Origin of the sequence: Nitrosomonas marina (assembly GCF_900110145.1) — a bacterium.
GTDB classification, from domain to species: domain Bacteria; phylum Pseudomonadota; class Gammaproteobacteria; order Burkholderiales; family Nitrosomonadaceae; genus Nitrosomonas; species Nitrosomonas marina.
Map to the genome: position 1 here is coordinate 273,444 of NZ_FOCP01000001.1, position 21,772 is coordinate 295,215.

General features: G+C 46.6%; 22 protein-coding genes. 8 read left to right on the forward strand and 14 right to left on the reverse strand.

The window, feature by feature from the left end:
* The first annotated feature begins 6 nt into the window (after positions 1-6).
* From BMX44_RS01215 to BMX44_RS01235, 5 genes are all read left to right on the forward strand, one after another.
* The gene (locus BMX44_RS01215) at positions 7-1,521 is read left to right on the forward strand and encodes a Dyp-type peroxidase (protein WP_090627159.1); all 1,515 of its coding nucleotides are present in this window, start codon (positions 7-9) and stop codon (positions 1,519-1,521) included.
* Positions 1,518-2,732 (forward strand): catalase family protein, encoded by a 1,215-nt coding sequence (locus BMX44_RS01220; RefSeq protein ID WP_245738780.1) that lies wholly within the window; start codon positions 1,518-1,520, stop codon positions 2,730-2,732. Before BMX44_RS01215 ends, BMX44_RS01220 begins: the two co-directional genes overlap by 4 nt.
* Positions 2,733-3,017: 285 nt before the next feature.
* Positions 3,018-4,775 (forward strand): patatin-like phospholipase family protein, encoded by a 1,758-nt coding sequence (locus BMX44_RS01225; protein WP_090627160.1) that lies wholly within the window; start codon positions 3,018-3,020, stop codon positions 4,773-4,775.
* Positions 4,776-5,106: 331 nt separating this feature from the next.
* Positions 5,107-5,364 (forward strand): hypothetical protein, encoded by a 258-nt coding sequence (locus tag BMX44_RS01230; RefSeq protein WP_090627162.1) that lies wholly within the window; start codon positions 5,107-5,109, stop codon positions 5,362-5,364.
* Positions 5,365-6,175: 811 nt separating this feature from the next.
* Positions 6,176-7,015 (forward strand): YiiX/YebB-like N1pC/P60 family cysteine hydrolase, encoded by an 840-nt coding sequence (locus tag BMX44_RS01235; protein ID WP_090627163.1) that lies wholly within the window; start codon positions 6,176-6,178, stop codon positions 7,013-7,015.
* Between the two features lie 239 nt (positions 7,016-7,254).
* Here BMX44_RS01235 and BMX44_RS01240 read toward each other — a convergent pair whose 3' ends face one another.
* The 10 genes from BMX44_RS01240 to BMX44_RS01285 form a co-directional block, all read right to left on the reverse strand.
* Positions 7,255-8,871 (reverse strand): NAD+ synthase, encoded by a 1,617-nt coding sequence (locus BMX44_RS01240; protein WP_090627165.1) that lies wholly within the window; start codon positions 8,869-8,871, stop codon positions 7,255-7,257.
* A gap of 25 nt (positions 8,872-8,896) precedes the next feature.
* Positions 8,897-10,285, reverse strand: coding sequence for a phosphomannomutase/phosphoglucomutase (locus BMX44_RS01245; protein ID WP_090627167.1), 1,389 nt, complete (start codon positions 10,283-10,285; stop codon positions 8,897-8,899).
* 41 nt (positions 10,286-10,326) lie between these two features.
* Positions 10,327-10,530, reverse strand: coding sequence for a zinc-finger domain-containing protein (locus tag BMX44_RS01250; protein ID WP_090627168.1), 204 nt, complete (start codon positions 10,528-10,530; stop codon positions 10,327-10,329).
* 22 nt (positions 10,531-10,552) lie between these two features.
* Entirely contained in the window at positions 10,553-11,476 is a 924-nt protein-coding gene (locus BMX44_RS01255) for a branched-chain amino acid transaminase (protein ID WP_090627170.1), read from the reverse strand.
* Between the two features lie 139 nt (positions 11,477-11,615).
* Entirely contained in the window at positions 11,616-12,122 is a 507-nt protein-coding gene (locus BMX44_RS01260; protein ID WP_090627172.1) for a hypothetical protein, read from the reverse strand.
* 63 nt (positions 12,123-12,185) lie between these two features.
* Entirely contained in the window at positions 12,186-13,040 is an 855-nt protein-coding gene (gene hslO, locus BMX44_RS01265) for an Hsp33 family molecular chaperone HslO (protein WP_090627174.1), read from the reverse strand.
* Between the two features lie 7 nt (positions 13,041-13,047).
* Complete coding sequence (locus BMX44_RS01270; protein ID WP_090627176.1) at positions 13,048-14,190, reverse strand: Kae1-like domain-containing protein; 1,143 nt, start codon at positions 14,188-14,190, stop codon at positions 13,048-13,050.
* Positions 14,183-15,013 (reverse strand): hydrogenase nickel incorporation protein HypB, encoded by an 831-nt coding sequence (gene hypB / locus BMX44_RS01275; RefSeq protein ID WP_090627178.1) that lies wholly within the window; start codon positions 15,011-15,013, stop codon positions 14,183-14,185. Before hypB ends, BMX44_RS01270 begins: the two co-directional genes overlap by 8 nt.
* A gap of 9 nt (positions 15,014-15,022) precedes the next feature.
* Entirely contained in the window at positions 15,023-15,364 is a 342-nt protein-coding gene (hypA, locus tag BMX44_RS01280) for a hydrogenase maturation nickel metallochaperone HypA (protein WP_090627180.1), read from the reverse strand.
* Between the two features lie 108 nt (positions 15,365-15,472).
* The gene (locus tag BMX44_RS01285; RefSeq protein WP_090627181.1) at positions 15,473-15,928 is read right to left on the reverse strand and encodes a hydrogenase maturation protease; all 456 of its coding nucleotides are present in this window, start codon (positions 15,926-15,928) and stop codon (positions 15,473-15,475) included.
* 60 nt (positions 15,929-15,988) lie between these two features.
* On the opposite strand from BMX44_RS01285, the gene BMX44_RS01290 reads away from it, so the two are divergent.
* Positions 15,989-16,195 carry a DUF2905 domain-containing protein gene (locus BMX44_RS01290; protein ID WP_245738781.1) on the forward strand — a complete coding sequence of 69 codons (207 nt, stop codon included), beginning with the start codon at positions 15,989-15,991 and terminating at the stop codon, positions 16,193-16,195.
* A gap of 289 nt (positions 16,196-16,484) precedes the next feature.
* Positions 16,485-16,829 carry a hypothetical protein gene (locus BMX44_RS01295; RefSeq protein WP_090627184.1) on the forward strand — a complete coding sequence of 115 codons (345 nt, stop codon included), beginning with the start codon at positions 16,485-16,487 and terminating at the stop codon, positions 16,827-16,829.
* A 287-nt stretch (positions 16,830-17,116) separates the two neighbouring features.
* On the opposite strand, the gene BMX44_RS01300 is transcribed toward BMX44_RS01295, so the two are convergent.
* From BMX44_RS01300 to BMX44_RS01315, 4 genes are all read right to left on the reverse strand, one after another.
* Positions 17,117-19,216: an ankyrin repeat domain-containing protein gene (locus BMX44_RS01300; protein WP_090627186.1), complete on the reverse strand. Its 2,100-nt coding sequence runs from the start codon at positions 19,214-19,216 to the stop codon at positions 17,117-17,119.
* Between the two features lie 161 nt (positions 19,217-19,377).
* Positions 19,378-19,881, reverse strand: a complete 504-nt coding sequence (locus BMX44_RS01305) for an OmpA family protein (protein ID WP_090627188.1) — start codon at positions 19,879-19,881, stop codon at positions 19,378-19,380.
* Positions 19,882-20,046: 165 nt separating this feature from the next.
* The gene (locus BMX44_RS01310) at positions 20,047-20,622 is read right to left on the reverse strand and encodes a Tll0287-like domain-containing protein (RefSeq protein WP_218143897.1); all 576 of its coding nucleotides are present in this window, start codon (positions 20,620-20,622) and stop codon (positions 20,047-20,049) included.
* A gap of 15 nt (positions 20,623-20,637) precedes the next feature.
* On the reverse strand, positions 20,638-21,207 hold the full coding sequence (locus BMX44_RS01315; protein WP_245738782.1) for an acyloxyacyl hydrolase: 570 nt from the start codon (positions 21,205-21,207) through the stop codon (positions 20,638-20,640).
* A gap of 439 nt (positions 21,208-21,646) precedes the next feature.
* Between BMX44_RS01315 and BMX44_RS17365 the strand changes: the two genes are divergently transcribed.
* Positions 21,647-21,769, forward strand: a complete 123-nt coding sequence (locus BMX44_RS17365) for a hypothetical protein (protein WP_281246228.1) — start codon at positions 21,647-21,649, stop codon at positions 21,767-21,769.
* The last annotated feature ends 3 nt before the right edge of the window (positions 21,770-21,772 follow it).

Genomic DNA, 21,772 nt, shown 5'->3' on the forward strand with positions numbered 1-21,772 from the left:
CGTGAAATGAATAAAACAAGCAACTTTGAATTTGATGACTTACAGGGACTGCTGCGCTTCGGCCATGGAAAGTTAACCGATACTTGTTTTATGCTGCTGAATATTGCAGACGTAAATGCTGCCAAACAGTGGTTAAGTGCTGCACCGATCACTAATGCCAGTACCACTGACGCTTTACCGGATAACGCTTTGCAAATTGCCTTTTCCGTCGAAGGACTCCGTATGCTGAAACTCAAGGAATCCGTAATAGAGGGATTCTCGGACGAGTTTATTGTCGGCATGACAGGTGATGAAAGCCGCTCACGTCGACTCGGGGATGTAGGCGACAACACACCGTCCAAGTGGGAATGGGGAGGCAGTGAAACTGCTGTTCCGCATGTTTTATTACTGCTTTATGCCAGACAGGGCGAACTGGATCACTGGCGGACAACGGTCGAAGGAGAACATTTCGCAACGGCATTTCATTTACTGAGCCAACTGCCGACCCAGTCTATTAATGAAATTGAACCGTTTGGATTTGTGGATGGCATCAGTCAGCCTACCATTGACTGGATGCAGAAACAAAGCACGGATATTCATGAGCGTGACCGCTATTCCAATTTGCTGGCGCCAGGCGAAATGGTATTGGGCTATCCGAATGAATATGGATACTACACGCCCCGACCGCTTATTGATCCACAAGAAGACAGACTTGCAGCGGAACTGCCTGACGCCGAAGACGAACCGCGACTTAAAGACCTTGGCCGCAATGGGACTTATCTGGTAATACGGCAGCTAAGCCAGGATGTCCCGGGCTTCTGGCAATTTCTTGACAAAGAAGCGGCATCCGATGCTGACCGGCGCGAACAAATTGCTGCCGCCATGGTGGGCAGAAAGCGCAACGGGACACCATTGATCGAACAACACATCCCCGGCGTCGCAGCTGAAGATCATGGCAATAATTTTACCTTCGATCTCGATCCGAAAGGAAATCATTGTCCGATTGGCGCACATATCCGCAGGGCAAATCCGCGTACAGGCGATTTTCCGCCAGGTGTAACCGGGTTATTCAGTCGCCTGCTCAAGATACTCGGTTTTGCGCAGGCGCCGGAAGAGGACTTGATCGCATCCTCCCGCTTTCACCGTTTGTTACGCCGGGGACGCAGTTATGGTCCTGTATTATCGCCGAAGGACGCTGTAAAGCCTGATGCACCTGCCGGCGATCGCGGCATACAGTTTATTTGTCTGGTCGCCAACATATCCAGGCAATTTGAGTTTGTTCAGAATGCCTGGATGGTCAATAGTAAGTTTGGCGGCGTTCAGAATGAAAGAGGGCCATTGGTAGGGCACCGTAAGCCACTAATTGACGGTCAATCCACTGATCATTTCAATCGTCCCGATGCAGCAGGAACGATGAGAACAGTTTGTCATTTGCCGCAATTTGTAACGGTACGCGGCGGTGGTTATTTTTTTATGCCGGGGCTACGCGCTTTGAAATACATTGCCGCCACACCCGCTAACGGGAGAGATAGCGCATCATGATGGACAGAAACCCTATCGTAAGCCGTATACTTATGGCCATTCATAATTTTCTGATTATTTTGTTACGTATAGAGCGTCGGCTTGAGCCCTGGTTTCGTCAACAATGGGATTTTCTTTTCCGTGAACCGTCAGCCCGGTTTATCCAGTACTTAAAGAACCGGCGTCGCAAAAATCTGGGTTTAAAAATTGCTGAAGAAAGAACCGACCCTGACGAGGAAGAGAGTCTGAATCAGATTATCGATCTCATGTCCGATCAAATGCGCGGGCGTTTTAAACCTGGCGGGTATGAACGCGGTGGCAATACTAAAACGCATGGAATTGTTCGCGCGACAGTCACCATACGTGATGACCTGCCTGAACATTGCCGCAAAGGAATTTTTGCAGAACCGTGCAGTTACCCTGCGTATGTGCGTTATTCCGGGCCCGGGCCGAACGTACCTGCAGACATAAACGATGTCGGTTTTATGAGCATGGCGGTAAAACTTATGGGGGTCCCTGGCGAAAAGCTTATGGATGAAGAAAAATTCACACAGGACCTAATCACCACCAGCGGCGGTGCCACATTTGTCACACCCAACACAAGGGAAAATGTCAAACTGCAGTACTGGAGCCTCAGGGACATGACATTGTATTATTTTCTCAATCCGATGGACTCCCATTTTCTCGATTTTTTCATGCAAAGCCTGTGGAATGAAACTCAATACAACCCACTGGGACAGCGGTACTGGAGTTGCACGCCGTATTTGCTGGGTGAAGGACAGGCCATGATGTACACATTCATCCCCAAAACAAAAGACGTTGAACGACACATTCCGGGCCTTCCCTTCGGTGAAGTTCCATTCAATTATCTGCGGGATAACATGGTAAAAACACTAGCTGAAAAGGATGTCGAATTTGATTTGATGATTCAGCTGCAGACTGATCCGCATTTAATGCCGATCGAAGATGGGTCGATTCGCTGGCCGGAAAAATTATCACCTTTTATTCCTGCTGCAACAGTACATATTCCAAAACAGAAATTTGATTCTGAAGCGCAGTTTGAATTTGCCAAGCGTCTGAAAATGAACCCATGGCATTGTTTGCCCGAACATCGGCCTTTAGGCAATCTAAATCGTGCACGATTCAGAATGTATTATGAATTGTCCCGGTTTCGCCAGGAAATGAATGAAACGACCCATCTGGAACCTACCGGAGATGAAGTATTTGATTAATTCTGAGCAATACAAACAGCTTTCAGGCACATAAACACTATTAACAGCGTTTTATCAAGGTGATATATACAGATTTTTATTAATTTCTTTTTGAGCAATTCGTTTTTTAACAAACTATTTAGCAACCAGGAAGTTGGCATACGTTACAAAAGAAGAGTAATCCGATGCACTGGATGATCAGCAATAATCCGGCACCAGCATATTTGATCAGAGAATAGCTGCTGCTGTTTTTCTGCTTACGCGGACAAATTAAAGCATTATTTCCAGAAACAACGGGAGGATATCATGAAACTTGGTTTAGCTCTCTCTGGTGGCGGATTCCGTGCCGCTTTTTTTCATATTGGTGTCCTGGCCCGCATGGCAGAAATCGGCAAACTCAGGCAAGTTGAAGTCATTTCTACGGTTTCAGGCGGTTCGATTGTAGGCGCCATGTACTACATCAAACTGAAAAAATTATTTGAAACGAACATATCACCTTCAAACGAACAGCTGGTTCAGCTGGTTCAGGAGCTGGAAATCGAATTTCTTGAAGGCGTACAAAAAAATATCCGTATGCGGACATTCCTGAATCCGCTCAAAAATCTCAAAATGTCTCTTGCCAGCTATTCGAGGAGCGATCGCTTAGCTGAACTTTATGACAAATTTTTTTACCGCCCGGTACTCAACCCTGTCAGCAGTGAAATGATAAAAATGCGCGACCTGAAGATTAATCCCGGCGGCAGGCCAGCGCATCCCGATGAATTCAATAAAACTTCCCACCAGCATTTCGCTTCCCAGCTGCCCATTTTAAACACACTTATTGAAAACGACGCATGCAAACTACCCATAATTCTGATCAATGCCACTTCATTAAATAGCGGACATAACTGGCGCTTTGAAGCATCTCGGATGGGCGAACCCGATGCAGCAGTATCGAAATCATTATCAAAAATTGACAAAAACTGCCGATTCAACAGGCCAAAAACGTACGAAGACATGCCTGAAAGACCCAGAGAAACCAAGCTGGGACATGCAGTCGCTGCCTCTGCTTGCGTGCCGGCCTTGTTTCATCCTTTGTCTGTTAGTGAACTGTATCAGGAGGATTGTCGCATCCAGCTTGTTGATGGCGGAGTACACGATAATCAGGGTATCCAAGCGCTTATCGACAGGCAATGTGACGAAATGATAGTCAGCGATGCATCTGGTCACATGAGTGATGAAACAGCACCATCTACCCAGATACATCAGGTATTAATGCGGAGCAATAAGATCCTGATGGACAGGGTACGGGAAGAGGAACTAAAAAGTATTCTTGATGATAATGACATTAATGTAACCTTTATGCATTTGCGTCAGGGCCTGACTAAAAAAACTTTTGCATACATCAACGAACCCAATCCGATAACATCTGAACCGAGCCAGACTCTCTGTTTCGGCGTTCATCCGGAGATTCAGGATGCAATTTCTCATATCCGCACCGACCTGGATTCATTTTCAGACATTGAAGCGGACACACTGATGGCTGACGGGTATTTAATGAGCAAGCATCAGTTTGAGGAACAGCAGACAAAGTGTCAGGGTCATTGGCGTTTCTCGTATCTGTTTGAGCTAATAACCAGTAACAATAATCCTAATCTAATCAAGCATCTAAAAACTTCAAGCAAGCAATTCCTGAAGGTGTTCTTTTTGAAACCGGTGATAAGTATTATTTTGTTCCTGTTGCTTGCAGCTATCATCGGTGGCGCTATCTGGTGGTCGTTCGGCGACCAGATACAAGCCTACCTGGATCAGCCACTGAACATAGAAACAAGGTATGACTTATTCATTTATATTGCTGTGGCCGCTCTCTTCATGATTTTATCGTTTCTGTTTGCTCGATTGAAAGTGCTGTATTCCCTGCACAAATCGATACGGCAGCCGGCCACCTTTATCTGGCGGTTTCTTGCACACGCACTACTTCCTGCATTGGGGTCGATATTCATCAAGCTGCACCTGGTAACATTTGACAAAGTCTTTTTGAAAGCAGGAAAACGGGAAAAGTTTATCAAACAGCGCAAGGACTAGAAATCCTATTTAAGGCAAGGATGAACAGGGAGTATTGAAAATGATTATCATAAGCTCACGAGAAAATTTTGTTGATCCGGACAGAATTTCCACTAAAGGCCACATAATCCGGGAAATAGACCTTAACTAAGACAAAATGCTGCGTGACAATATTCTGCTTCCTGATTTACTAAAAGAATTAAAGAGCAAAAATGTATTGATGTTGATACACGGATATAATAATGAGCAGTTTGAAGTTTACGATGCATATCAAATTATAGAAAACCGGATTAACAAAATAATCCCCGGTATCTATGATTAAGTGATTGGTTATTCCTGACCGGGCGATCAGTTGCTGGAATGGTGGCAGGTAAAAACAAGATCCAACTACTCCATTGCGCGTGTTTTTCGTTTTCCAACCGAAGCACTGGCAGGAACAGTCAACAGTCTGGACATGATGACACACAGCCTGGGGGGAAGAGTAGGTTTAAAAGCATTAAAAGAATGCTCTGGCCAGCGCGTGATCAGAAATTATTACTGCACTGCGGCCGCGGTTGATAATGAAAACCTTGAGCCAGGTGAAGAATTTTTTGAGTCCGCTCAGTCGTGAGCCCGATTATTTGTGTTTCACTCCGCCCGCGATAACGTTCTTAAAAGAATTTACAGCGCAACTGAATGGGATATGGCGTTAGTTAGGGCTTTATGGCCCGGAAAACAAATACTACATATCCAATAATGCCAGGACAATATTCGTAGCAAATTGTAAAAAAATTATTCAATATCATGGGGGCTATAAAAGATCAGATAAACTGTTTCAGTTCATGGGCGAATACCATAATAAAAATCCGCTAAAATTTAAAATTTTATGAATCGCAGCCCTGATCCTTTGTTAGAAAAACCTAACTGATCGCAAAATTATGTAACAGAGCGATACCCTTATATGTAACTAACGGTAGCAAAACCTGCGCTTGTCGCATACACGCCCCATTTCTTAGTCGAAAAATCAACACTGACAAATTGAGGATATATGTTCATATTGCGTCAACTGCCTGCAGGCAAATATTATTTACCTGTCCTATGGTAAACTGTGTTTTCGTGATCCATAACTGAGAAATTACCCTGCGCTGCACAAAAAAAATCGCACTGTTACTGTGGTGCGGGCTCTGATTAAACCATGTACCTATTACAAGACTCTCGCAACAATAACAGGATAATTTGCCTTGCTGATTTAACAAAATGGTTAAAACCTTAACCTCGATTGATCGCTATCAAAGAGAACAAACAGCATTCAAGATAAAAGAAACTAACTGCTATGTTTTTAGTCCTGATAGTTGTGTCCACGCGCTGATGTTTTCGTCTATGCAAATAGGACAATACATAAATTTACGCATATCTAGAACAAACCAGGAAATTTGTTAATAATGGGCTGGGTGAAGAGTACAGTTGGCAATCTGCTTGCAAATTACCTGACGAAGCCACTCAAAAAAACAACGCACATCGCACCGATCAACCAGGAAATGTTGCGGGCGACACTGCAACCGGGTGATGTGTTGCTTGTCGACGGTAATACACGTCTGAGCGTACCAATTAAATACTTAACACAATCCACTTGGTCTCATGCTGCAATGTATGTCGGCGAGGATGCGCTGCCCGCACGTGAGTCCTGGCAGATGCCACTGGTCCTGGTCGAGGCAGATCTGAAATACGGTGTACATGCCATTACGCTGGCGCATTACGCACATCTAAATACACGTATTTGCCGCCCAGTCGCTTTACTGGAAGAAGATCGCAAACGCGTAGTCGATTTTGTCGTTGGACGCATCGGCCATCATTACGATTTAAAAAATATTTTTGATCTCGCTCGTTACCTGTTTCCGTTCGCACCGGTTCCGACCAGGTTGAGGCGACGATTGTTGGCTCTTGGCAGCGGTGATCCGACTCGGGCGATCTGTTCGACACTCATCGCACAGGCGTTTTATTCCGTGTCGTACCCCATACTGCCAGACATCAAACGCGAATGGATGGAGGATCCAGAGTCCGCTGACAGCTATGCCGAAATATATCATATTCGACATCACAGCCTGTATACGCCTCGAGATTTCGACATCTCACCTTTTTTCGATATCATAAAACCATCGATTGTAAATGGCTTCGATTATCGTTCAATCAATTTGAAAACAAGCCACAGAACACCCCAGAAAATAGCGGAAATTTCACCAGGCTCACAAAATCCTGCCTCTCAGCAAAAGCATTCCTCCTAATATGAGCGAAACTTCGACTGGACATGACCGATCCTATTTCAATTGAAATAAAACAGTCTAAACAAAACAAGATGTCATCATTACTTTTCCTGGTTAAGACAATCGCTGTCCAATGTACTGGTTTACGATTTAAGCGAAATTAATGAGTGGCTCACCCTATAAGGTGGAATGGAGTGAGTCGAGGCCAGCCAGATTTATAGCAGGCACATTAGTATCAGAAACCAATGCTGAAAACAGGATCATTCCTCAAACCCATTTGTAATCGGATACCGCCAAGTCGTACCAAAATCACATTGGGTGATACGAATACCAGGGGGCGACTGACGGCGTTTGTACTCATTGATCTTGATCAGATGAATGACGCGATGAACATCCGTTTCGCTAAAGCCTTTTTCAATAATTTCAGCTGACGACAAATTGTTTTCAATATACGCTTCCATAACCGCATCCAGTATTTCGTACGGGGGCAGACTGTCCTGATCAGTCTGGTTATGGCGCAGTTCTGCCGTCGGCTCACGTTTTATAATACGCTGCGGTATGATTTCGGCAATTTGATTACGATGTTTGCACAGCTGATAAACCATGGTTTTGCTGATATCTTTTAAAACTGAAAAACCACCAGCCATATCACCATATAAAGTACAGTAACCGACTGCAATTTCAGATTTATTACCCGTTGTCAGAACGATATAGCCGGTTTGATTTGACAATGCCATCAGCAATGTGCCGCGTATACGTGCCTGCAGATTTTCAGGGACTGTGCTGACGTAATTATTGCCCGGTGAAACCTGAAAATCATTTTTCAGTGTTAGTAAAAAATGATCGAGCAACGGCTTAATCAAACTCTGACTATGTTTGACACCCAATGTTTTAGTCATCGTTGCCGCATCCTCGAGGCTGAAGCTCGATGTATACTGGGTAGGCAGCATGACTGTCTGTACCCGTTCAGCGCCAAGCGCATCCACTGCAATCGCCAGCGTCAATGCTGAATCTATACCACCAGACAAACCAATGAGCACACCGGGAAAATTGTTCTTGTCAATATAGTCTCGCACCCCCACGCATAAAGCCTGATATATGCTGGCTACCGTCGACAGCTGGGGCTCGATATTACCATTCACCGGCTCACGGTTTTCGATTTCAACAAAACCCAATTCCTCATTGAATTCCGCGAACTGGTGCGTCAATATGCCTTGCCTGTTCATTACAAAAGACGCGCCATCAAACACCAGTTCATCCTGACCGCCCACTAAGTTTGCATGAACTACGGTGATACCTGTTTCGTTAATAAATTGTTGGGTAAGCTGGTAGCGGGAAACCTGCTTATCAATATGATACGCTGATGCACTCAGCACCAGCAAATGATCGACATCCGCATCAAACAATACGTTACCCTCTTGGGTATGAGCCTGCCAAAAATCTGCGCAGATCAGAATGCCAAATGTCTCTCCGGCCACTTCAAACCGGCAAGGTTCCGAACCTTTGTCGAAATAATAATACTCGTTGAAGAATGGAGCCCGGTTCAGAACACGCTTATGATGGAATGCTATAACTTCACCATCCTGTATGACTGATGCCGCATTGTAAAGCTTGCCATTTCTGAAATCCGGATGACCGACAACCGCTATGATCCCTGAAATTTTCTGAATCAGATCGGTCAATGCGTTGGCACAATGCTCATAAAAAGCCTCTCGCAACAACAAATCAACTGGTGGATAACCGGACAATGCCAGTTCCGGCGTTACAATCAAATCGGCGCCGGCATTTTTTGCATTCTCTGCTGCAGTAACAATTTTTGCGGCATTACCGACAATATCACCGACAACAAGGTTGAGTTGAGCTATGGCAATTTTCATGTAAGAACAAACTCACCTGAACCAGCTAAAAAGGCAGCGAAACATCCGGCATAATCCGATGGATGTTGTCACGAAAATCCTGTTGAATGCGTTCAAGCGCCGTTGTATTCTCTGCTTCAAAGCGCAGCACAATAACAGGTGTTGTATTCGATGCGCGCGCCAGTCCGAATCCATCTTCATATTCAACCCGCAATCCGTCAATAGTTATAACCTGCCTTGCGCCGCTGAAGCGCGCATCTTGCTGAAGCGCCGCAATCATGGCCTGATTTTCTCCTTCCTGGACCCTGATCTGCAACTCCGGTGTATTGACTGAATCGGGAAGGCTGTTTAAAACACCATCGATATCGCCAGTGTGACTAAGTAGCTCCAGCAGCCGTGCACCGGCATATAAGCCATCATCAAAGCCGTACCAGCGCTCTTTGATAAAAAAATGCCCGCTCATTTCACCCGCCAGCAATGCGTTAGTTTCCCTTAACTTGGCCTTGATAAAGGAGTGACCTGTCTTCCACATTATGGGTACGCCGCCATGCTTTTCGATCCATGGCGCTAGATTGCGCGTACATTTGACATCAAAAATTATCTGACCACCCGGATTTCTGGACAACACATCAGCAGCAAACAGCATGAGCTGACGATCCGGATAAATAATATTGCCTTTTTTGGTCACGACCCCCAGGCGGTCACCATCGCCGTCAAAAGCAATCCCGATTTCAGCGTCGGTGGTTGCGAGCGCATGGATTACATCGCGCAGATTGTCAGGCATCGATGGATCGGGGTGATGATTGGGAAACGCCCCATCGACATCACAAAACAATTCAATCACATCGCAGCCCAGTTTTCGGTAAAGTGCTGGCGCAAATGCTCCTGTAACGCCATTACCACAATCAACAACAATTTTCATCGGGCGATCAAGCTTAACATCACCGACTATTCTCTGAATGTAGTCTTCCCCGACATCACGTTTGGCATAATTGCCATTGCCATGCGCAAGATCCTGGTTGTCAATGCGTAAACGTAGCGCCTGTATGGAATCTGCCGCCAATGTTTCGCCTCCCAGAACGATTTTGAAACCGTTGTACTCCGGTGGATTATGACTACCGGTCACCATGACGCCGGAAAAGTTACAATGTTCAAATGCTGCGAAATATAGCATTGGCGTTGCCACCATGCCCACATCCAACACATCAACACCGCTTTTAAGAATACCTTTTATCAGTACTTCAGCAAGTGAAGGCCCTGACAACCGGCCATCCCGTCCTACAGCAACTGAAGCAACGTGACGAGCACGCGCTTCGGAACCGATTGCGTGTCCTATGGCTTCAACATGGGCAGCGGTCAGGTTTTGATCAACAATACCCCGGATATCGTAGGCCTTGAATATCTCATGTGGAACAGATTGCTTTGCCTCGTTCATAATACCCAGCGCCAGTTATTCATTAAAAAAATAAAAGCATGTCAATGGTGTCCTGCAAGCGCACCGCCTTTGAGCGTATAGTGCGTACCGCAATAAGGGCACAAAGCTTCGCCTGTTTTTTCTATTGGCAGATAAACCCGTGGATGCGTATTCCATAGTTGCATCTCGGGAGTCGGACAATGCAGCGGCAACTCATCGACCGTAATTTCAATTTCTCTATTTTTATTGTCTGTTTGCTGATTCATAATTAATACATTCCCATTAAGCTTAATCAACTAATGTAAGCCAATCACTGTGATTGGTGTTTTTACCCTTGACACAATCGAAAAACAGGCTTTGCAGCTGCGTTGTTAGCGGACCGCGTTTGCCGCCACCGATAATACGGTTATCCAATTCACAAATAGGCGTGATTTCTGCAGCTGTACCGGTAAAAAATGCCTCATCGGCGCAATAGACTTCATCGCGTGTAATGCGTTTTTCCGTAACAGGAATACCCAGTTCCAGCGCCAGCTCGATGACAGAGGCGCGTGTAATTCCCTCGAGACAGGATGTCAAATCAGGTGTATAGAGCGTGCCATGCTTAACGATAAAAATATTTTCGCCAGACCCTTCAGCAACGTAGCCTTCCGAATCAAGCAACAGTGCTTCATTATAACCGCATAACGCGACTTCCTGATGAGCGAGTATAGAGTTGGCGTAGGTTGTTACCGATTTTGCACGACACATGTTGATGTTGACATGATGACGGGTAAATGAAGACGTTTTCACACGTATCCCTGTTTCCAGGCTGTCAGCACCCAGATAAGTGCCCCATGACCATGCCGCAACAGCAACATGGACCGATAATGTTCTCGCAGAAAGCCCCATTGCTTCGGAACCGTAAAACACGATCGGACGAATATAACCTGATGTTAGATTATTCTGTTTGACAACATCACATTGCGCCTGCATGACTGTCGCCTTGTCGTACGGCATTTTCATCATAAAAATATGCGCTGAGTTAAAAAGCCGATCGGTATGTTCTCTTAACCGAAATATAGCCGCCCCCTGCGCCGTCTCATAAGCGCGCAACCCCTCAAATACACCCATTCCATAGTGAAGCGTATGTGTCAGCACATGCGTATTGGCGTCCCGCCAGGGAACCATTTCGCCATCGTACCAGATAACGCCGTCACGATCAGCCATTGACATCCAGAAACTCCCGAAAAAAGACCTGTTGAAAATCGTATTCTAACTGATTTTTCCTGCCACGTTGAAAGCTCTCTGCCAAACTCAGCATACAAAAAAAGCGACCAACGATTTTTCAACAACGTGTGGAAACGCCCAGCAACTATATCTTTCGACTGTCGTATGCCCAGTTCAACAGTGCCTGCCTCTGTTTGCGGCGACATTGCAGGTCACCTTTCAGACAATTTTTCCTGATTTGCGCAACATGCCGCTTCATTGCTTTCCACCGTTTGATCTGGCGGACATCGTCTGAACATCTGCGTCCAATATAATAGCGACAATACCATTGGAACCAGCCCCTCGGATCATCCGCGTGAATCCAGCCTTTCTCACGCCAGACTGCCAGTGATTGAGAGGCATTGACACCAAAAAAATTCAGTTCCGGCGCATGTTGTTCATGGCACAGCCGAGCATTGACAAACCAGTCGACTGGAAATTCATCAACACAATCTGTCATGTACTTGCCGCCGAACACTCCCATTTGCAGCATTTGCCTGGGTGTCAGTTCAGGTTTGAATTCTGGATGAAAACGCTCTCCGAGCGGCTCAGTCAGAAAGTACGTAAACTGCTGCTGCATCAAATCATTAACAACTACTTTGCGTTTTTTCATGCCGTTTCGACTGGATTCCACATATCGCCTGTAATCGATGCACTGATTCAGTTAGCAGGAAAATCAGTGAACCGTCGGCCCTGCATCGCGAAAAATGGCATCGATAGCCAGCGCATCGAAACGGTACTCACGATTACAGATGTCGTCATGGACAATAACCTCGCCGCGTTCGCGCAAAATAGCATTCACCTCTTCACGCCCCAACGATTGCAGCATTTCACAGATTTTTGCAGTATTCTCCTGACAACCATAGCTGATCGACTGTGCTTCGAAGATACGTACGCTTTCTTCAAAAAACAGGCGTCTGAGTATTTCCTCAGCGGTATGTGCAAACAGCGTACCATCATTGGCTGTTGCTGCTAGCGTTTCTATACGCGTCCAGCCATCGGGATCTCGTTCGTCGGTCAACGGCATTTTCTGCAGTAGAATACCCAGAACGGAAGCATTAGACGTCGCCAAAAACAAACGCGATGACAACTGCTCGGACTGTCTGAAATAATGTTCGAAAATCTCGCCAATGGTATCACCATCCAGCGGCACGATACTCTGATAGGCTTCTCGCATTGAATCCTTGTCCAGCGTCAATACCAGCCGGCCGTGCCCCAGCAACTCCGGAACTGGCTGTACAGAAATTTTCTGGGCATATTTTGCCATACCTCTCAAATACAGGTTTTTGTCACAGTCAATTACCAACATTGAAACGGGGCCGTTGCCCTGTAGCTGAACGGTCAATCGCCCAGGTTGTTTGAGTTGATCGCTCAACAACAGCGTAACAGCACTCATTTCACCAAGCAATTGCATCACAGGTTCTGGATATTTCCGGTCTTGCACCATCTGTCGCCAGACACTGTCAAGATGCACGACAGCACCGCGAATATCCAGATCTTCCAGTAAAAAACGTTGTACATAGTTATTCATTAAATACTCAACCCCTTCTTTTTTGTATTGCAATCCATGCTTGCCCCAAAGCTACAGCACTGTCATCGGGTGGTATCCTCCGAGCTGTATAAATGGATAATACGTTGCCCGATGCGCTGTTTTTAAGTTTTTTTATCAGCTCCTGCAGCAAGACCCTATTATGAAAGCAGCCACCGCCCATGGCAACCCGGGTTATGCGGTAGCGCCGAACGGCCTGCAAAACCCATTCTGCCAGCCCGGTAGTTAATGTCGCATGAAATTGCGACGCTGCTCTGGCAACATTTCGTTTGACAGATTGATAACTCGCCAGATATGAAAGCAGTGGAAAAAAATCAAGCGTATTGTCTTCTGTGATCAGATAACCGTTTTTCAGCGCTTCTTCCGGACCGTATTGTTCAGCCAGCTGTTGCAAGGCAATCGCTGCCTGGGCTTCATGCGCTTGAACCATGTTCACTCCCAACAAGCCCGCCGCCGCATCGAACAGCCGACCCATACTGGTTGTCCGAGGACAATGAATATCTTTCTGCAGCATGGCGGCAACAGAAGGAGCAGCCAACTGCGCAGGAAAACGCTTTTCAATTTCACCGCCACGGCCTGCTCTTGCCAGCACAGCGGCTGCCATGCGCCAGGGCTCCTGCGCTGCCCGGTCTCCGCCGGGCAGCGGCAGTTCTGCCAGATGACCGATACGTTGGAAACCACTATCGTCTACGTACAGTAATTCGCCGCCCCAGGGCGACAGATCTGAACCCAGCCCGACACCATCCAGTGCCAGCCCCACTACCGGTTCTGTAACCCCATGCTCGGCGCACACGGCCGCGATATGTGCATGATGATGCTGTACAGCGATAACAGGTTTACATTGACTCGCCGCAAAGTTGCGTGCAAACATGGTACTGTAGAATTCAGGGTGCAGATCATGTGCAATTATTTCAGGCTCAATATCCAACTGCAGGCACATTTCTGCAACAACGGCATCCATTTTTTTTCTCGCTTCAACACTACTCAGATCACCGATAACAGCGGAAAGATAAGCTCGGTTTCCATGTGACAGGCAGACAGTATTTTTCAGCCACGCCCCGCAAGCCAGAACAGACGGGCCGCTGATCGGAAGATTCACGACTCGAACAGCTGACAGATCAATTTCAGTCACTGGAGTACTGCGACGAAACAATCGTTTTTTTCGCTTTTACAGCATAATGATGATTTCGTTTGATCCAATCGAACCATTCCGCCATCCCAGTCCTCAGGGTGGCTGATACCTGAATGATTTGCAGCGACGGGTTGACCCGGTGCGCATATTCGATTGCGCGACAAACATCAAATGACAGATAGGGCAGTAAATCGCATTTATTCAACAGCATTAAACCCGCTGCACGAAACATATCCGGATATTTGAGCGGTTTATCCTCGCCTTCAGTTACCGACAGAATTACCACCTTATGCACTTCACCCAGATCGAATCCAGCCGGACAGACCAGATTACCAACATTTTCGATAAAAAGTGCGCTGTTTTCCTGCAAATCGAGTCGCTGAATGGCATGCCCCACCATGTGTGCATCAAGGTGGCATCCCTTGCCGGTATTGATTTGCACCGCCTGTACACCGGTTGCACGAACACGCATTGCATCCTGATCGGTCTGCTGATCACCTTCTATAACCGCAATCGACAAGTCACTTTGCAGGGCCCTGATGGTCTCAACCAGCAGTGTGGTTTTGCCGGAACCGGGGCTCGACACAAGGTTCAACATCAAAATACCATGTTCCGCCAGAAATTGGCGGTTGGTTTGCGCGTACCTGTCATTTTTAGCCAGAACAGCCCGTTCGATTTTGACCCGGCGCGATTCGTTCGCATCAGATGCACTGTGTGCATGCATATGCGCACGCCTGCTCCCAGAATAGTCGTGATCATGTTGATGCACAATTGCCCCATCCACATGAACCTGATCCGATCCGCAACCGCATGTTGTACACATTGTCCGCTCCTACTCTACTTCCATTTCTGTAATCCGCATTTCATTGCCACGAATTACATCTGTTGCATAACAGCCGCAATTCGGACAGGCATCATACAGTGTACTGATTGACGCTTCGCAGCCACATTGCACGCAGCGGCCGCGACCGGGTATATCAATGATCTCCAGTGCCGCCTGTTGCGCGACAGTACCGTCAACAATCGTGGAAAAACAGAACCGCAATGCGTCTTTCTCCACGCATGACAGCTGCCCGATTTCAACCCATATCGTTTTTACCCGCGTAAACCCCTGTTCGGCCGCAGCCTCTTCGATTATCTGCAACATATTTTCGGCCAGCGACAGTTCATGCATTTTTCGTCTCTAACCCCATTCTACCCATATTACTCAACAGCGTAACACTGGCATGTTCGTTGTGGCATACAATGGCACTACATTGACAGCAATAACAGTGTTTCACGATCAATCAAACAGCATCCATGAGTGCTTATATCGCCGATCCATAAATCGTATCGCCAATTCGAGATTTTTTGCGGCCTTTTCGCTCAACCTGTCTCCCAAGGCAAAATTATAACCCCGAATTCGCAATAGGAATGCAGCCGGCGGATCGCGCCGATAAACCAGCTGGTAAACATACAGCAGTGCAGCCGGCGTTAATGCATGGCTGGTATAACTGTCATCCTTTTGTGCACAAATGGTTGAAAATTCGAATGGCTCAGCGCAGCTGACATCCGCATCAACAAAAATAATTTCATTCTGACCCTGCAGATCGGTCACATGCTCGACCTGTAACTGCATGTCACTGCGGCAGTTGACATTTTCATTATCAGCCAGGACGGTTTTTTCCACACAAAGCAAACCAAGTACATCGTCGCCCCGACCTGGATTGCCATAGCCAAAAATAAGCAGACGCTTCACAGTTTGAGAAGATAAAATCCGTTTGTTAGTATGTTACTTTGTTTTCTCATATTCTTGGAAATGATGCAACAACTGCTGATTACGCTTGGAATCATATTGTTAATTATCGGTGTGGCTTGGCCAGTATTGTCCAAACTGCCTTTCGGCCGTTTGCCGGGCGATATTTATATCGAGAAAGAAAACTTTACATTTTATTTCCCCTTGACAACCGGTCTGCTGATTTCAATCATCCTGTCCGTATTGTTATGGTTCTGGATGCGCAAATGATACCGGGCAAGCACATTTTATTTGCCGTTTCGGTTTTGTGTGTAGGGCGGTCATAAAATAATGCTGAAGCCTCTGATATAGGTAAAATCGACAACGGTGCATTCAAGCTATTGGATATTGCTGTCAATAGTGCGTAAACTGTTCGAATCAACAGATATTCTGGAGGCATGGGCTGCATCGGCCAATTGAACTGCCGCACACTCAGATAACGGCTTTCATTAATGATTCGTACTGCAAGCAGACAAATGACTGCCCTAGTGAACTGCATAATTTGAAAGGAGAAAATACAATGTCGACAGTTACTTTTGAAGTCAAAACATATGAGATCAAAATTGCCCGCGAACTCACCGCTATGTCGGGCGGAGTAACATCCAAATTTCCTGCATATATTTTATGCAGGGGCGATGACTATCACGTCGTAATTTATATTCTGAACGACAGCAGTCCGGTACCATCCAATACATTTATTCCGGAACGTAAACGCGGCACGATCTTTGCTCCGAAATGGCAATATGAATGGTTTGTCGATCTGTTACGGAACGAGAAACCGGTTTATTGCTATCTGAACAACCAGTCGCCAGACTGGAATGCGCTTTACACAGGCCAGGAACCCGTTGGTGAGCACGAAATGTAAATTGTAGTTTTCGACCGCGAATCTGTTCATGACAGATGGCCTTTTTTACAAGGTCATGATGACAGAACCCGACGACACTGCTGCTTAAACTCGGTACTAAAGCGGTAGCAGCAGCTTCTGCTCAAAACAATTATTTATCATTTTCCAAACTACAATCAGTTATGTGATAGTGCAGTTCTTGTCAGCAGAATTCAGTATTTTGATGTATTTCCCTAATGCTGTCATGTTGCACAAGAACTTAGTATCAATCAGCGGCTATCAAATCAACACGCCTTTTATAATGCACTTTATTGCATGTTGTACGCTGTCTTTAAAAGCGAGACGATTGTGAAATTGTTATTTTCCTGCGCAATGGATAACGCACTCTGGCCAAGCACATTCCGTGTATGAATGTTGGCCCCCTTCCCGAGTAGAATTTCAACGATAGCCGGCTGATTCTTCTGTACAGCAAACATAAGTGCGTTCGAGCCGTTCTGATCGCTAACGTTTATATCGACCGACTGATCGAGTAGATTAAAAACAATATCGTATTGCTCAAATACGATTGCGTTCATCAGTGCGGTTCGACCGATTCGATTCTGTTTATTAACATCGGCTCGTCGCTTCAGCATCAGCTTTACGGTATCCAGATGCCCGTAAGAAGCTGCTATCATCAATGCCGTGTCACCTAGAGAAGTATCCTGCGCGTCAACAGGCATGTTCGCATCCAGAAATAATCCAATCAGGTCTGTTTTACCATGCTCGGCCAGCAGAAAAAAATTAGTCAGATCGAAATCAATGCCTTTCTCATTTAGCTGATAGCGCGCATTTGCTCTTTTTCTAGCTGCAAGCTCCTGTTGATCGAGCGCACGAGCCATAGCAGCTTTCATAGCCTGTACCTGCTTGCGGACATCGGCCAGCAGGGTATCAACAGCATGATGGTCTGGATTGATCTGCTTCGCTTTGATCAGATTGGATTGCGCAGTTTTCCAGTGTGATTGCGAAATAGCCTGTTTTGCCCGGTGGATAAAATGATGTTGAATACGTTCAATTCCTTGTATGGCATCAATATTATTCGGCTGAATTTCAAGAATCTGTTGATACGTTGCAATCGCGTTATTGTCTTTCGGCAATGTCAAATGACTGTTCTGCTCCAGCGAGGCAGCCTGTGCAAGCAGCGTCTGTACTGTTTCATCAGAACGTTCAGCCCTCAGTGCATTGGGTTGATGCTGATATTTTTTTCCGCTCTCGTCAGCATCGACAACATTTAATGTCACGCCCGCCGCTGCATAATTGGTCGGGACTTTATGCTGATTTAGCGCATGATACCCATCCCGGGACAGTTCGTTAACAGGTACCCAGATTTCAGATTGCGCGTTTACAACGGCCTCATTCGACTGCTCGCCCGGCTGCGGCACAAAGAACTGTTGAAAAGCAATCACCGTAGTAATTGCTACAACTGCGGATACAGCACCTGGATATATAAATAAAAACCAGTTGCGGCTGCGTTTTGTGAAGTTCTCATGACGCTGGACGGATACAGGCACATACACCGGGTCCGGTTGCGGGTCAGGTTTGACAATCTCTTGAATATTGCCCTGCAAGAAGGAGCATTCATCATTTTCTTCGAGCAGGCTGAGTTCTGCGGCTTCAGCAATTTCCTGGTCTGTAACCGTCTGATGCTGCTTCCTGTCTGCCTGAAACAGCGCCATACCGCAAATCGTATTGATATACCCTGGAATTCCGTTTGCAAGCACTGCAACTGTACGAACTGCGCTCTCGGTAAAAATCGACTCGCCCGTATACTGTACAACGTAAAAACGATGATCAATATAATTCTTGACTTCAACGTCGCTGAAGGCATTCAGATAATGAATACCTTGAAACAAGTTTTTATCCAGTGTCCGCAGGGCTGCGTTCAACGATTGCTCCAGGCCGCCGCGACCCGCCAGAATGAGCAAAGCCTGATTTTTGCCGACATTACGCTTGGCAATGGTCTTCAGCAGCTTTATCAACGTTTCTGCATCTATTTCATCGGTAGCATCCAACTCGTACACGGTTTTGCTGCAGTCACCCGCAGAATTCTCACCGTCATCCTGGACCGCCGCGATCACGCCGGAAAAATCATGTTGAGCAGTCTGATTCAATTCCTGCATACCGACGCAGACAGACAAGTCTTTATAACAGATATCCGGTTCGCGCTGTATGACTGTTTTCACTGCGCGCGCAATCAAAGTCGACTTGCCCACGCCTGCCGCTCCCAACAAACAGACAATACCAGTCGACTGAGCTATTGACTCGACCAATCGGTTGAAAACCAACTGGTGACTGTCCGGCAGATAGATGCTGTCTTGCCGGATCAGTTGACTAAAAGGGTTCTTATACAACTTAAAAAACTGGCTATACATATCAGCGGTCTTTTAGTGCTATTCTTAAGTTATCAATGCGTAATATTACATTGTCAGGCCGATCAAAACGGCTTTGAGCAGATTATCTAACACAATAACCGAAAGCCTGGCAATCAATAAGTGTGATTCCTTCTCGAACCAGGTTTGCTAAAGACGGGCATTTATTTGTTTTCCACGACAACGATTTCCACTCTTCGGTTCTGTGCTCGCCCTTCAGGGTTATCCCGTCCGTCTGGTGTTGTATTGGGAGCAATCGGATATTTCTGGCCATAGCCGCGCCGAGTGATTCTAAAATCATTGACGCCATAGGCAATCAGCGCATCTGCTACGGCATCAGCGCGATTCATCGATAATCGCTCGTTATAATGTCTATTACCGATTGAATCCGTATGCCCTTCGACTAGAATATACCTGTTTGACGCCCTGGGATCTATCAGTACACTGCTGATATCAGACAGCTTTTCCAGCGCGGCAGCTGTCAATTGACTGCTGTCGAATTCAAAATACACCTCGGGTAAAAATACGACTATGCCTTTTTCGTGATGCGCCGTTTTGAGACCCATATCGCCGAGCAGTTCGAGCAGTTGCCTGTTACTGTACTGGCTGGCGCAACCGGCGGTCAACAATACCAATAAAAAGATGAAAAGCAGCGTTCCTTTATTCATTGCAGTACCATCTACCAATCAAAATTCCCGATCCTGAAATTACCCATGCACAGTCGAGTTTCTGTAACAGCTCAACCAAACACAAGCTCCGAACATCAGTTTCTGAAGCGGCTTGCTTTCAAGCTGCTCAAGCGCAGTGCTGCGATACCTGAGAAACCCGTTTTGTCAGTCCGGTTTGCCATCAAGAGTCTTTGAAATCGTAAACGCTCCGCGCAACTCGCCCGATTTGTAACCGGTAGCTTCATCGTGGGGATATTTTTCTACCAGTGCGGTTTGCACCGGTCCTGCAATCTGTTCGCCATGGCAGGCCAGACAAACGCCATCAATTGGTATCGCTTTCATAAACCGGTAGCGGGTCTCACCCTCGCGAGATTCAATCGTGCTGTGCTGCAGGCTGGCGGCGGCCGCACCCGACGCCAACTGCTGATCAAACGCGAGAAGCGTGGCACGCTCCCATTCATCAGGCCGGTTTGCCGGGTTGCGCAACTTCAGGCTGGTACGCCCCACTGACCATCCGTCTTTTGACAATTCCTCGGCGATACGGGGCGCGCTGACATTACACACCGATATTGCACTGGCCGGTCCGCCTGCCTCGATCGCTGTTTTCAGTCGCGCCTTGAGTTGCATACCTAATTGTGCCGCAAGCTGTTTTGATTTTTCTTCAAGTTGTCTTGTATCGACTTGCTCTGCGGCCAAATGAGCCGACAACGACAATAACAGAATTGCTAACGTGTTGCCCATGGTTCCTCCTCGCATTCAAAAAACATAACCCAGACGTGCGCCCAGGGTATCCATTCCTTCGTTCTCGCTCGCCGTATAGGCATTGGAGACATGGTCAAAATAGACAGAAAAAGTTGTTCTCGATGTCAGAAAATATCCAACTTCTAATGGAATGTGAAAAAGCACGCGCGATCCCAGCGCCTTCCTGCCGACATCCGTCGAATGAAGCTTTCCATCATGAACAGCCGCGCCCACACCGGTAACGACAAAAATACCCGAACTGAAATTATATTGCCACAGAATATCGAAATAGCCCTTTGATGTATCACCATTCGTGTTGATTGAACCGCCCAGCGCAGGCCGCAGCTTACCGCCCAGAACATCCAGTGAAGGCACTAGTACCAATTCAATATTGAGGTCGACGCCGTTTTCGCGGTGAAATCCGCTCCATAGATCACCCACATCATGTGCCAGCACGCCAAACTTTAACTGATGAATCAGGCCAGTAGCCGACTGCCGTTCATTATCCGCTGCATGCGACGCCTGCATCACCGATATACTCAAAATTAAAACAATCAGCACCTGCCGCACAGACAAAATAACCATAGCCACGCTCTCTCTGATTTTTAACAGCTCGTTAAATACCGGCCTTCCATTTATGAAGTAACTGCTTCATTCAACCGCTCGGCAACACCAACAGTTGATACATTCACAGGTTCACCTATTAGACTGCGCGAGTCAATAGTTTGAGCGACATTCGGCAACACATGAAAATTGAAGCAACACAAGCCTTAATAGCTAACCTGTACCTGCCCTAAAACGAAGATATTGCTTTACATCGCAACGCATTCGTCAGCAGAAAATACCCTCATCCGTTGATCTTACCGTACACAACCTCATTATCACTACAATTTTATTTCCATGTTGACAAGCCAACATATTATGGACCACGTATCGACAGCATTTTGATCAGACAATCGATCCAGATTCGCTACTGGCTGCCTTTTGTACCGGGCCTGCGACCATAAATCCGGTTCACATTATTGTGACAGAAGCTGTAGGTACCTTTGCGCTGGTTTTCGGCATCATGATGATTGTATCGCCGCAAACCAGTCTGGGAGCACTGGACGCACTGCCCGTGGCACTGCTGCTGTTCGGTATTGGCTGATCG

Excerpts from the sequence above, each read along its gene's own strand:
- BMX44_RS01215 (WP_090627159.1), top strand. The coding sequence starts at position 7 with ATGAATAAAACAAGCAACTTTGAATTTGATGACTTACAGGGACTGCTG.
- BMX44_RS01220 (WP_245738780.1), top strand. The coding sequence starts at position 1,518 with ATGATGGACAGAAACCCTATCGTAAGCCGTATACTTATGGCCATTCAT.
- BMX44_RS01225 (WP_090627160.1), top strand. The coding sequence starts at position 3,018 with ATGAAACTTGGTTTAGCTCTCTCTGGTGGCGGATTCCGTGCCGCTTTT.
- BMX44_RS01235 (WP_090627163.1), top strand. The coding sequence starts at position 6,176 with ATGGGCTGGGTGAAGAGTACAGTTGGCAATCTGCTTGCAAATTACCTG.
- BMX44_RS01240 (WP_090627165.1), bottom strand. The coding sequence starts at position 8,871 with ATGAAAATTGCCATAGCTCAACTCAACCTTGTTGTCGGTGATATTGTC.
- BMX44_RS01245 (WP_090627167.1), bottom strand. The coding sequence starts at position 10,285 with ATGAACGAGGCAAAGCAATCTGTTCCACATGAGATATTCAAGGCCTAC.
- BMX44_RS01250 (WP_090627168.1), bottom strand. The coding sequence starts at position 10,530 with ATGAATCAGCAAACAGACAATAAAAATAGAGAAATTGAAATTACGGTC.
- BMX44_RS01255 (WP_090627170.1), bottom strand. The coding sequence starts at position 11,476 with ATGTCAATGGCTGATCGTGACGGCGTTATCTGGTACGATGGCGAAATG.
- BMX44_RS01260 (WP_090627172.1), bottom strand. The coding sequence starts at position 12,122 with ATGAAAAAACGCAAAGTAGTTGTTAATGATTTGATGCAGCAGCAGTTT.
- hslO (WP_090627174.1), bottom strand. The coding sequence starts at position 13,040 with ATGAATAACTATGTACAACGTTTTTTACTGGAAGATCTGGATATTCGC.
- hypB (WP_090627178.1), bottom strand. The coding sequence starts at position 15,013 with ATGTGTACAACATGCGGTTGCGGATCGGATCAGGTTCATGTGGATGGG.
- hypA (WP_090627180.1), bottom strand. The coding sequence starts at position 15,364 with ATGCATGAACTGTCGCTGGCCGAAAATATGTTGCAGATAATCGAAGAG.
- BMX44_RS01290 (WP_245738781.1), top strand. The coding sequence starts at position 15,989 with ATGATGCAACAACTGCTGATTACGCTTGGAATCATATTGTTAATTATC.
- BMX44_RS01295 (WP_090627184.1), top strand. The coding sequence starts at position 16,485 with ATGTCGACAGTTACTTTTGAAGTCAAAACATATGAGATCAAAATTGCC.
- BMX44_RS01300 (WP_090627186.1), bottom strand. The coding sequence starts at position 19,216 with ATGTATAGCCAGTTTTTTAAGTTGTATAAGAACCCTTTTAGTCAACTG.
- BMX44_RS01305 (WP_090627188.1), bottom strand. The coding sequence starts at position 19,881 with ATGAATAAAGGAACGCTGCTTTTCATCTTTTTATTGGTATTGTTGACC.
- BMX44_RS01310 (WP_218143897.1), bottom strand. The coding sequence starts at position 20,622 with ATGGGCAACACGTTAGCAATTCTGTTATTGTCGTTGTCGGCTCATTTG.
- BMX44_RS01315 (WP_245738782.1), bottom strand. The coding sequence starts at position 21,207 with ATGGTTATTTTGTCTGTGCGGCAGGTGCTGATTGTTTTAATTTTGAGT.